6 protein-coding genes and 1 pseudogene are annotated in these 11,946 nt (G+C 45.5%); 3 read left to right on the top strand and 4 right to left on the bottom strand.

The window, feature by feature from the left end; genetic code table 11:
• Nucleotides 1-85 precede the first annotated feature (85 nt).
• From AACV78_RS20845 to AACV78_RS20835, 3 genes are all read right to left on the bottom strand, one after another.
• Nucleotides 86-1,357 (bottom strand): FAD-dependent hydroxylase, encoded by a 1,272-nt coding sequence (locus AACV78_RS20845; RefSeq protein ID WP_194009443.1) that lies wholly within the window; start codon nt 1,355-1,357, stop codon nt 86-88.
• Between the two features lie 503 nt (nt 1,358-1,860).
• The gene (locus tag AACV78_RS20840) at nt 1,861-2,994 is read right to left on the bottom strand and encodes a serine/threonine-protein kinase (protein WP_194009442.1); all 1,134 of its coding nucleotides are present in this window, start codon (nt 2,992-2,994) and stop codon (nt 1,861-1,863) included.
• A 419-nt stretch (nt 2,995-3,413) separates the two neighbouring features.
• Nucleotides 3,414-4,076 carry a glycoside hydrolase family 108 protein gene (locus AACV78_RS20835; protein WP_194009441.1) on the bottom strand — a complete coding sequence of 221 codons (663 nt, stop codon included), beginning with the start codon at nt 4,074-4,076 and terminating at the stop codon, nt 3,414-3,416.
• A 99-nt stretch (nt 4,077-4,175) separates the two neighbouring features.
• Here AACV78_RS20835 and AACV78_RS20830 point away from each other — a divergent pair, with 99 nt between their 5' ends.
• From AACV78_RS20830 to AACV78_RS20820, 3 genes and pseudogenes are all read left to right on the top strand, one after another.
• The gene (locus AACV78_RS20830) at nt 4,176-6,365 is read left to right on the top strand and encodes an O-linked N-acetylglucosamine transferase, SPINDLY family protein (protein WP_194009440.1); all 2,190 of its coding nucleotides are present in this window, start codon (nt 4,176-4,178) and stop codon (nt 6,363-6,365) included.
• A gap of 206 nt (nt 6,366-6,571) precedes the next feature.
• Nucleotides 6,572-7,169 (top strand): annotated as a pseudogene (locus tag AACV78_RS20825) (tRNA-(ms[2]io[6]A)-hydroxylase).
• 91 nt (nt 7,170-7,260) lie between these two features.
• A complete protein-coding gene (locus AACV78_RS20820) occupies nt 7,261-7,743 on the top strand; it encodes a GNAT family N-acetyltransferase (protein WP_194009439.1) in 483 nt (160 codons plus the stop codon).
• Between the two features lie 218 nt (nt 7,744-7,961).
• Here AACV78_RS20820 and AACV78_RS20815 read toward each other — a convergent pair whose 3' ends face one another.
• On the bottom strand, nt 7,962-11,801 hold the full coding sequence (locus AACV78_RS20815; RefSeq protein WP_194009438.1) for a PAS domain S-box protein: 3,840 nt from the start codon (nt 11,799-11,801) through the stop codon (nt 7,962-7,964).
• Nucleotides 11,802-11,946: the final 145 nt, after the last annotated feature.

Raw genomic sequence — 11,946 nt, 5'->3', positions numbered from 1 at the left:
AATAAACCGGGTTTTTGGCAGTTTACACGGGTTTTAACGAAGTATTCTCGCAAAAACCCGGTTTCTGACCACCCGTGCGTAAGTCCTAGTTTTGCGCTAATTTCGGGGGCCGCCCCATTAAGCCGGTCATCAAGCGCAAGGCTAAAAATCTCACAGGCGGAATTGTTCGCAAACACCACAATCCGAAGCGGCGAAATGCGACAATTGGCAGCCAAGTATTGGAAAATAATCTGTCTAGAAAATCGGTAAATCCTAACACGATTAAATTCTCTTTTTTCCGCCAGTTGTGATACCTTTTCAATACTCGCAAATCGCCGATGTCTTCGCCTTTTTGGTGCGCTTGCTGCAAGATTTGGGCGATCGCCCCAGCGTCTCGAATGCCCATATTCAATCCCTGGCCGCCGACGGGATGGCAGCAGTGGGCCGCGTCGCCAATTAGCGCTAATCTGGGCAAAACGTAGCGATCGCTCTGCATTAACTGCACTGGAAATAAAAAGCGATCGCTCTCCAATGCCAAGTTTCCTAAAAGCCCGCCCGTGCGCTGTTCTAACAAAGCTAAAAACTCTTTTTCGTCCATTGACTGCAAAGCTTTCGCTTCCGCGTGGGGTGCAGTCCAAACTACTTGACAGCGGTTCCCAGGTAAGGGCAAAACTCCCATCGGCCCGCTCGGCCAAAAGCGCTCAAAAGCGATATCATTGTGCGGCTTTTCGGCTTTAATAGTAATCGCAACGCAGGATTGCCAGTATTTCCAGCCGCGAGTGCCGATATTTGCTGCTGTGCGGATTCGAGATTTAGAACCGTCGGCGGCAACTAACAATTTAGTACGAATTGTGCGAGTTGCGCCGTTTTGTTTGATTTGAATTTCAGCGCTATTATTTAAATATTTTACATCTATTACTTCCGCCGGACAAACCCAACTGAAATTCGGATTTTTTGCCAAAGATTCCTGCAAAGCTGACAGCATGACTCGGTGCTCGCCAACGTAACCTAAAGCTGTTTTTGGCACCGGCAATTTGCCAGTATTTCCCAAATCCGGGCGGTGGAATTCGACGACACCGGGATAGTCGCCGTCGCAGAGACTAATTTGCTCGAAGGTGGTGATTTGCGGCAATATTTGTTGCCATACGCCGATACCTTCTAAGATCATTCCCGATAGCAGGGTGACGGCGTAAGCTTGTTTTTTGGCTGCTGCGGCTGCGGGGAGTTGGGTTTCAATTATGGCGATTTTTAAGCCGGAATCTTTGAGGGCACAGGCTAAGGTAGCGCCGACTATGCCGCCTCCGACGATCGCGATGTCAAAGTCGAGTGTTGGTGTTTGAGTCGAGGCTGCGGTTGGAGAAAGTTGGTTTACGGGCATTTTCAAGGAAGTTTTTTAAGTGAATAATCATATTTACTCTGTTATTGTAAAGAATTATTGCGATTTTGGGTGACTTGCCCGATGCGTGAGCTTGAGAAACCCGGTTTCTGGCGATATTTCTGGTTTTTGTGCGTAAAACTCGTAGAAACCGGGTTTATCGCCCGATGCGTCACCTTGAGAAATTAATAACTAATATCGTTTCCGGTAGCATCGTCAGGTGATTTAACCGGCGCTAGGGCGCAGAGAACACGGAGGAAGACAAGAGAGAGATGAATACAGAACTATGAAGCGCGGATTTGATCTGACTCGATTTTATAATTGGGATGCTACCGGATTTGATATAACAACTGAGGGCGGGCACGCACCATCCACCGCCCCTACGAACTAACAACCAATAACTAACAACCAATAACCAATAACCAATAACCAATAACCAATAACCAATAACCAATAACCAATAACCAATAACCAATAACCAATAACCAATAACCAATAACTAATAACTAATAACTACTGACTAAATTTTGAAGTGCGAGCATTGCTTCGGTTGCTGATGGGTAACGCTGGGGGAAAGCGTACAGCACCATCTGGTCTAAAATGCTAGCAAACTCCGGGGTGACAGTTGCATTTTTCTGCCAGATGAGATTGCCTAAATTATCGACTCTGAGCTGTTTCGGCCGCATCCCTGTTAAGGCTTGAATGCCGATGATTCCGACAGCGTAGATGTCGCTGCAAAATTTTGGCGAACCAATGGCTTGTTCCGGGGGAATGTAGTCTTGCTGAGTGCCGCCGCGCGAGATCGTTTGACCTGTGCTATTTTGCGAAATGTTGATTTCTTTAACTGCTCCAAAGTCAATTAATACAATCTTGCCGTCTGATGCGCGCTCGATTAAGTTTTGAGGGTGAACGTCGCGGTGAATTACATTTTGTTTGTGAACGAAGGCCAGGACTTCTAAGATATCTTTTAACAAAGCAATAACGCGATGTTCTTCCCAGGGTTGACCTTCGATTAATTCTTGATACAGGGGTTCTCCTTCGATGAATTGATAGACTAAATAAAAATATCCATCTTCTTCAAATCGAGCTAACAATTCCGGGATCCGATCGTGTTTCCCTAAGCGATACAATACGCGCGTTTCTCGATCGAATAGCTGGCTGGTTCTGTCTGACTGGCTTTTCAGGCGCTTGACGAGACACAAAGGGCGATCGGGCAAATTTTCATCTTCAGCGAGATAGGTATCGCTGTACTCGGTGCTCGCCAAATGTTCTCGGATTCGGTAACGCATCCGCAGCAGTTGTCCCAATATCGGATCGAGAGATTGAGCTGGTTGCGTGCCTTTTTGTACACCTCTGATGATGCAGTCCCAAAGATTTGCTCCGACTACTCTTTCTTCTGCTTCAATAATTCCTGCTTGCTTCAGTACCTTGGTGAGGTCTTTCCACAAGTTGTAGCCGACATACCGCCCCAGGTAGCCCACTGTGTAGCCACGGGCGATCGGATCGTTTTGCTGAATTTCTTGGTATGTCAAACCCCCTAAAACGCCTCGCACGATCGACTGTTGCAACCGAGTTAGGCGTTTTTGGGTTTGTTCGTACACCAGATTATCTAAAAAATTTATTGCTTCTTCTACTGTCATATTTTCATGGTTTAAGTTACTCGTGCAGCCGCTATAGGTTTTGTTGTTATGTTTCTGTTATGGGCGGTTTATGTTCAATTGATTAGTCTTTTAGGATCGAAAACTTAATAACTTAAGCACTTCCTACAGTCTTTTCTTATCTAAGGATCGAAAACTTAATAATACCAATTTCTTAAAGTAGCGCTAGATATTACCCCCCCGAACTCGCGGGGGCTAAGACTTCATCTATAGCACATATGAAAGAAAAATGGTATAATTTAAGCACTTCCTACAGTCCTCTCTCCAGAAGCCGCGAGATAGAAGGAGGCTCTTCCTCCGCACCTGCATTACCAGGCAGAGCGAAAGTAACGAGCAATTTGTTATTTGTTGATTATAATTCCGAATTGCCAACTGCCAACAATCAACTGCTTTCCTGCCAACTACTTAATCTTGTTTACGTAGCCCCACAAACTGTAATCGCGGCTCAGCCAACCCCGAAAAAAAGCCATTTGACTCGGATCTTCTTGCACCCGTTTGTAGCGGTAAATAATCCGTTCGTTAATCATTTGTAGCGCTGTATTTTTGTTATTAGCGACTTTCAATGCTTCCCTGGTGCGCGAATCAAAAATACCAGTTTGGGGCAATCCTAAAGCTTGCTGCAAAAATGTAATAGAATTGTTAATACCGAAATTAACTGCGGTGTCAAACATGACGATCGCCAAAGCAGGCTGCATAGTTCCCGAAAGACTAGAATCCCAGTAATATTTATAAATTTCTAGGAGTTCTGCTTCCGACATTTGCGTCACGTCGAGGGGCGGCAGCCCGCGACTGTAGCGGTACGAGTTGTATTCTGTTTGCAGGATGCCCCGATAGGTTCTGCCGCCCTTATCGGCTGGGTGATTGCTGAATCCACCCTCAAAATATAAGGTGAAATAAAGAGCAGTTTGAAATACTCGCTGCCGAAAGTTCGCTGTTTGCTGCTGTGCGAGAGTCTTTTGGGCAAAAGGCAAGGGGATTGCTAAGGCTAACAAGAGTATCCCCAGCAGGAGGTTTGGCTTCCACTTGATGTTAGGTTGGTGCTGTGTCGCTTGCTTGTCGCTCATAAATTCTCTGTGACGATCGCGCGTAATTCTGCTAAAACTGGTACTCTGCAAAATAATATAGATTCAACCTTTAACTTGATAGCACAGATAGGCCGCCAAATGAATTCCGATTCTCGCAACCAATCCGAAACACCCAAATTAGAAGATGCTGCATCGCTGACAGTCGTTGCAGAAACCTATTACTCCCAAGGCGATTTAGCAGCAGCAGTCGCTGCTTGTCGCCAAGCTCTGGAATTGCAACCGGATTGCGCGGCGGCTTACGTGACAATGGGTAACGTGCAGCAAGCCAGCGGCCAAATTGAGGAAGCGATGCGGTTTTATTCGGAGGCGATCGCCCTAAATCCCGATTTTGCTGAGGCCTATGCTAATTTGGGCAGTATGCTCTACAAGCAAGGGCGTTTGGTGGAGGCGATTGTCAATTACCAAAAGGCGATCGAACTCAAACCAACTTTGGCCGCTGCTTACTGGAATTTGGCAGGGGCGATGAAGCAGCAAGGGCAGTTTGATGCTGCTGCAGCCTACGAACAAAAAGCTCTCGAACTCAATCCCCATCTGGCTCAGGTAGATTTTTACATAAATTTGGGAGATAAATTAGCGCGGCAGGGGAAGCTAGATGAGGCTGTGGCTGCATGGCAGCGGGCGATCGCATTAAAACCCGATTTACCCGAAGCATACTGTCAAATTGGCATAATTTTGCGCCACCAAGGCAAATTTAAAGACGCCATACCCAACCTACAAAAAGCCCTAGAAATTAAACCCGATTTTATTTCCGCCCACCAACATTTGTGCGGCATCCTCAGAGATACTAGCAATTTAGCAGCCGCGCGGCAAGCCGTGCACGCATACAGCCAAATGTGCGCCGAAACCGATCCGATTATGACGGCGATTTACTTCGTCAGCACCTATCAAGTGTCGGGATTGAATCAAATTGCAGGCGATCGATTTTTAGAATTAGAATCCTACTTGCAGCAAAACTTAGAAACCGCTAGTTCGGTAGAAATTAAATCGCTTTATGCAAACTTCTTATTCAGCACGCCCTATCTGCGAGATGACTTGGCAGCCAACTCTCAACTTTACAGATTAATTGCCAAAAAGTACGTTGACAAATGTATCAAACCTAATTTTCCTCAACCGGCAAATTACAGTTACCAACCAAAAGCCCCAGGTAGCAAGTTAAAAATCGGCTTTTTATCCAATCACTTCAGCCGCCATTCTGTAGGTTGGTGCAGCGCTGACATCATTCGCGAATTGTCGGAAATCACGCCCAACTTGCATTTATACGCTTCTGAAAGAATTGTTCCTGACGATCGCACTCAGCAATTTGAAAGTTTCGGCAAACTGACTTTTCCCAAAACTTACCCGAACGGACTTGCCAATTCCGCAGAAATTATCGCCCAAATTCAGCAAGACGAATTAGACGTTTTAGTCGATTTAGATTCTCTCAGCGTACCGATTCACGCAGACATTCTCTACCAAAAACCCGCACCAGTTTGTATTTCTTGGCTCGGATTTGATGCCCCTTACATATCCTCGGAAAATTACTTTCTTACAGACTGGCACTCGCATCCAGACGGCAGGGAAAAATATTATGACGAACAGCTAATTAGGATGCCGGATTCTTTGGTAGCAGTGTCAGGTTTTCAGAGGTACGGAGTCGATCCGGTGGCATTGAGAAGGTCGAATCGGATCGGTTTGGATCAGACGGTTTACCTGTGCGTCGCTCCCGGCAGAAAATTCAACCGCGACTTAGTAAAAGCACAAGTTGCGATTCTCAAACAAGTGCCGAACAGCGTCTTAATTCACAAAGCTTTGGGCGATGCTGCGGTGTTTGAGGCTGCGTATCACCAAGCTTGCGAAGCTGAAGGAGTCAGCAAGCACCGAATTAAGTTTTTGCCGAGGTTTGCTACGGAGGAAGAACACAGAATTGTCTATTTGCTGGCCGATGTTTTGTTGGATTCCTATCCTTATAATGGAGGCACTCACACTTTAGAGGCTTTGTGGTTTAATTTGCCTGTGGTGACTCGTACCGGAGAGCAATTTTTGTCGAGAATGGGTTATTCGTTTTTGCAGGTTTTGGGGATGGAAACTGGCGCGGCTCAATCTTGGGAGGAATATGTGGATATGGGTGTAAAATTGGGTAAAGATGGTGATTTGAGACTGGCCATTCAAGCGCATTTGATGAAGTCTAAAGACCAAGCTAATTTGTCGCCGCTGTGGAATCCTAAAAAGTTTGCTGATGATATGTATGGGGTGTTTGAAAAACTGTGTAAAATCAATTTTGAAAAGTAGGGACACGGCAGTGCCGTGTCCTAGTCCCTGCGCCGGACACGGCAGTGCCGTGTCCCTACAATTAATCGGGCGATGGTTACATTTTTAATCAAGGAAGATGGATTATTTTTGGGTAGGGAAACGGCATTGCCGTGTCCTCGGTTGCCTCTCCTTCCGATGCAAAGGTCAACGATATCATTCCTCTCAAATCTAAAATCTAAAATAATATGAGTTTAACGCTGCCAACTATTAAGTTTTTGAAGCAGCCGACTTCGGAAGCTTGGATCGAACAGGCGATCGCCCATTTGGATACAATTTTGTTAGATCATTCTCACTGCGAGCGGAAAGCGGCGGGAGTAGCGTTAAATTTAATGTTTCGCTATCCAGCGCGGGAAAAGTTGGTGAGGATGCTAACAGCGATCGCCAGGGAAGAATTAGAGCATTTCGAGCAAGTCAACCAGCGGTTGGAACAGCGCAATATCGCTTTGGGGCCTTTGGCTGCGCCTCCCTACGGTGCCGGTTTGTCCGCCCAAATTCGCAAACAGGAACCGGAGAGACTTTTGGATTCTTTGCTGGTTTCTGCTTTGATTGAAGCGCGGAGTCACGAACGGCTGGGGCTGTTGGGCGATCGTTGTCCCGATGCCGAATTAGCTAAGTTTTACCGCAGTTTGATGGCGAAGGCAAGCCCGCCATTATGGGGTATATTGGATTTTAGCAACAACTTATTTCGATCGCCCTTTGGTGATAGAACGGCTGGAGGAATTATCATTGGTAGAAAGTCAGTTGCTGGCAACTGTTTATCCTGAACCGAGAATTCACAGTTAAAAGTTGGGTGCATTTCTATACTGCAAAGCACAAACGATCGGTAGTTTTACAGTTGCTACAGCAAACCAATAAGTATAATTTTTAACAACCCATGAGAACCCAACATTTAGATTTTTTGATTCGTTCCTGGGAAACGCGCGATCGGGCGGATGCGTTCAATTTAATTAAAAATATTTTAGCAGAGTACGGTTTAAACTGTGAGCCTTGCGGGGCAGATCGAGATGTCTATGATGTCGAATTATTTTATCATAAAAATGGTGGAGAATTTTGGGTAGTAGAACGGCAAGAAGAAATCGTGGGTACGGCCGCTTATTATCCGATTGAACGCGGTAATAATGCTGTAGAAATTCGCAAAATGTATATTTTGCCGGCAGTAAGGCGAAAAGGTTTGGGAAAGTTTTTACTGCAAGAGTTGGAAAGTACAATAATGGCTCGCGGCTTTGATGAAATCTGGATCGAAACGGCTAGCGTTCTCAAGGAAGCTGTTAAGATGTATGAAAATAGCGGATATTTACCGACGACTGGTGTGGAAACGCCAAGGTGCGATCGGGTTTATGTAAAATGTTTAAGTTAAAAGCCAAGTCCAAAAAACCAAGTTCGATCGTTCGGAATGCAAGTTTTTTTCCCCCAAACCCAGTTTGTGAGAAAGTCTCCGCAAAAACCTGGTTTCTGGGACTTTTACGGGTTGTTATACCAATTTCAAAAAATAATGCAACAGTATTCTTGTCCCCCCCCAAAGCATCGGGGGGGCTAGGGGGTCGGAGACTATTGCATGATTTTAGAGAAATGGTTTTAACTTCTTTTTTGCCGCAGCGGAATCTCGATCGCAAATTCGGCACCTTCTCCCACTACAGAATTGCACGACAACTGACCGCCGTGTTTTTCTACGACAATAGAGTGCGAAATTGCCAATCCTAAGCCCGTGCCTTTGCCGACTGGTTTTGTGGTAAAAAATGGATCGAACAAGCGCTGTTGCACGTCTTCGCTCATCCCTGGGCCGCTGTCAGTTATTCGCATCGCCACGCAGTTATTTTCCGTTACTTCGGTGCGAATCGTAATTGTGAGATTTTTGCCCGTGGGATTGAACTTATCAATTTCCATTTCCACAGCGTCGATCGCATTTGTCAACAAATTCATAAATACTTGATTTAACTGACCGGGATAACATTCTACTAAAGGCAAGTTACCGTATTCTTTGACAATATTAATAGGCGGGCTATCGGGTTTATTTTTCAGGCGGTTTTGCAAAATCAGCAGCGTGCTTTCGATGCCTTCGTGAATGTCAACTTGTTTCATTTCAGCTTCGTCAAGTCTTGAGAAAGTCCGCAGGCTCAAAACAATGTCGCGGATGCGATCGGCTCCGAGTTTCATAGATGATATCATTTTCGGTAAATCTTCAATAAGATAATCAATTTCAAAGTCTTCTCTCGCCTCTAAAATTGTGACAGGTGGCTGCGGGTATTCCTGCTCGTAAAGTTGCAGCATTTTTAGCAAATTTTCAGTGTATTCACTGGTGTAGCTGAGATTACCGTAGATAAAATTAACCGGGTTATTAATTTCGTGGGCTACACCTGCTACTAACTGTCCCAAACTCGACATTTTTTCACTTTGAATTAATTTAGTTTGGGTGCGCTGGAGTTGGTGCAAAGTTTGTTCTAGGTGTTGAGTTTGAGCTCTAGCTAATTCAGCCGCTGTACGGGTTTGGGTGTACAATTCTGCGTGGTCGATCGCGATCGCAATCTGAGCAGTTACCGCTTGCATCAGCTCGACTTCCGAATCGCTCCAATGGCGCGCTGACACAGCCTGATAGCAGCTAATCGTCCCTATATCGCCGGAAGCAGTATGAACCGGCAGCGACAGCACTGAGTTAATTTTAAATAACTGAAAAATTGCGCGCACTTCTACATCTTCAAACAAGCTAACATCATCAACTCGCATAATTTTTCTGCCCAAAATCTGCTGCACTGCGGCACTAGATTTGTCATCTACAGCATAGGTACCAAGCAAACTAGGCAAATCTGCATTCTTTGCTTCGCAAACTATTTGCCACATTGGAGGATTGCTGTTGGGGCGATACCAAATGAAGACGCACCAATCTAGCCGCATCAGATTGCGAATCTCTTGAACGGCGGTTGCTAAAATTGTGTCTAAATCCAAAGAATTGCGGATTTGGTTGGCAATTTGATTCAACAGTTGTTCTCGTTGAGCTTGCTGTCTCAGGGCTTGTTCCGATCGCACTAATGTTTCTTCTGCAAGTTGGCGATCGGTTAAATCTTGGACGACTGCTTGGATATGTTTTTGATTTCCCACTTCGATGGCTGTCAGCACGACTTCTGCAAGAAACTCAGTACCGTCCGATCGCTGGTGCAGCCAATCAAAACGGTGGTTTCCGCGCTCAAAGGCGAGATCCATCATTTCGCTCGCCAATGTCGAAGAATCTCTGCCATTGGGTTGAAAAGGCGGCGACAATTTACCCGGATGATTGCCAATAAACTGCTCTTTTTCAGTATATCCAAATAGTTTTAATGTGGCGTTATTGACATCGTAAATACTATTCTCATCGGACATAAAAACAGCTATGGTGGTTAATTCGTAGAGCGATCGAAATTTGGCTTCCGACTGTTGCAATGCCGCTTCTGTTTGCTTGCGAGCGGTAATGTCGGCAACCATTGCCAAAGCACCGACATAGCGCCCTTCTTTGTCTGAGAAGGCATTAGTAGAAACCATCGCCCACAAGTCGCTGCCGTCTCGACGGAGGAACTTAAAATCGTGCTTTTCGTTAATTCCTTCACGGCGGCGGGTGAGATTAGCTTCGGCGATCGCGATGCCTTCTGCATCCATGAAAGCAAATAGCGACTGCCCGAGCATTTCCTCTACCGTACAGGCGAGCATATCCGCCATTGTTTGGTTAACAAAAGTCGTTTTACCCTCCGCATCGATCGTCCAAATTCCTTCATCGGCTGTCTCGACAATGCACCTGTATTTTTCCTCGCTTTCCCGGAGGGCTTCTTCTGCTACATGGCGATCGGTAATATTTTGAGCCATTAACAATCCGCCGCTGATTTCTTGCCGTTCATTTCTGACTGGCAAAGTGTAACCGAGGTAAATGCGATCGCGGTAAGTAAATTCTGAAACAACGGTTTCTCCTGCTAGCGCCGCCCGATAATTTGGTTCGATGGCACGGCAAAAATCGGACTCGAATACTTCCCAGATTGTCTTACCTTCCATCAACTCTTTAGAAAGCCCCATTTCTGCTAATTCTGTACCTTCTACCAGGGTGTAGCGCATTTCTTTGTCAAACAGCATTACCGCACCGTTAGGAATGTTGCTTGCCATCATGCGGTAAAGCTGTTCGCTTTTTTCCAGTGCTGCTTCTGCTTGTTTGCGATCGCTAATGTCAATAACGAGTGCGCCGATGCCGATCGCCTCACCGTCTCGATCGAGCAGAGGAAAATAAGAGCCTGTCATGTGTCGCACAACCCCCGGCATTCTGGGATTTTCACTGCTCATCTCAATGTTAATTAGGGGAGTTTTCGTCCTCAATATTTCTTCGTACAAAGGCTCCACTATTGAAGCGATATGCGGCAATATTTCGCGTACAGTCTTGCCGATGCACTCTGCAGGAGTGAGACAATTTATTTCTGCTAAAAATTGATTGATTTGCACGTACCGCAGTTGGGAATCAAGAATGCAGAGCCCCGCCGGCGCTTCCTGCAAAAAAGCATCAAATAGTGCTTTTTTCAGTGCTAATTCTTCTTCTAAAGCTTTGCGAGCGCTGATATCTGTTAAATAGCCAACCATCCCAATAACTTCTCCCGTCTTGTCTTTCAGCAGCGAAAGTGACAGGTGCGATTCAAATTGTTCTCCCGACTTGCGACAGGTAATAATTTCTACTTCGTGATCACCTTTTTTTTGTAGGGGTTTGATAACTTGCTCTAATAAAAATTCCTGCTGTTGGGGAGGGTAAATTATAGAAATATGCTTTCCGATTACCCAATCTTCTTGATATCCGTATAACCTTTCGGAGGCTTGATTCCAACTGGTAATATACCCGTCGATATCGGTGCAAATCACCGATTCTCGAATTTGGTCTAAAATCTGACTGTGATGATGCAGTTGCGATTTTGCCACTTTGAGTTCGGCGTTTTTTTGTTGGAGTAGTTCCTGAGTTTTTGCCAGTTCAGCAGTCTGCTTCGCGAGCAATTTTTCTAGATTTGAATTGCTGTGTTCTGTTGATTCCAGCGGCTCGCTATTTTCATTCTGAATATTAAAAATTTCTTCCGCACTCAGGCAAATCGCGGACTCTCCTTCTGTTTCAATTATCCGCTGGGAAACTCGCACGGGTACGAGATAGTTATTTTTATGTTTGTATGCTGCGGCGCACGATCGCGTGGAGCTATTTTTAGTAAGACTTTCTCGATCTTTTTTTGTGTCAGCGCAATCTGTTTGCAGAATTTCCCAGTAGTTGAGCTTGATAGTTTCTGCAACTGTCCGCCCGATCGTACTTGCAAAAGCTGGATTTACGTCCAAAAAAGTCCCGTCCGCGCGGCACAATGCTAACCCGATCGGACTGAGTTCTAATAAGTTGCGGTTGCTGCGATCGCTCCGGTCTTCTCCTAACTGGCTTTGCATCTGACTTAGCTAGACTTGGGTTATTCAATTGGGAGCATCTGGGGCTTTGTAAAAAGCATTTTTTTATTGAACGTGCTGTCGCCACTCGCGGGGACAGCATTATAAATGCAAAACAGAGACGCTCCGATTCAATTATATCTTTATT

This window comes from Tychonema sp. LEGE 07196 (assembly GCF_963890365.1).
GTDB lineage: Bacteria > Cyanobacteriota > Cyanobacteriia > Cyanobacteriales > Microcoleaceae > Microcoleus.
Note: the sequence above shows the minus strand (reverse complement) of the source record. Positions and strands in the feature narration are given on the sequence as shown.

Coding starts and splice junctions, on each gene's coding strand:
- AACV78_RS20835 (WP_194009441.1), bottom strand. CDS start 4,076: ATGAGCGACAAGCAAGCGACACAGCACCAACCTAACATCAAGTGGAAG.
- AACV78_RS20845 (WP_194009443.1), bottom strand. CDS start 1,357: ATGCCCGTAAACCAACTTTCTCCAACCGCAGCCTCGACTCAAACACCA.
- AACV78_RS20820 (WP_194009439.1), top strand. CDS start 7,261: ATGAGAACCCAACATTTAGATTTTTTGATTCGTTCCTGGGAAACGCGC.
- AACV78_RS20830 (WP_194009440.1), top strand. CDS start 4,176: ATGAATTCCGATTCTCGCAACCAATCCGAAACACCCAAATTAGAAGAT.
- AACV78_RS20840 (WP_194009442.1), bottom strand. CDS start 2,994: ATGACAGTAGAAGAAGCAATAAATTTTTTAGATAATCTGGTGTACGAA.
- AACV78_RS20815 (WP_194009438.1), bottom strand. CDS start 11,801: ATGCAAAGCCAGTTAGGAGAAGACCGGAGCGATCGCAGCAACCGCAAC.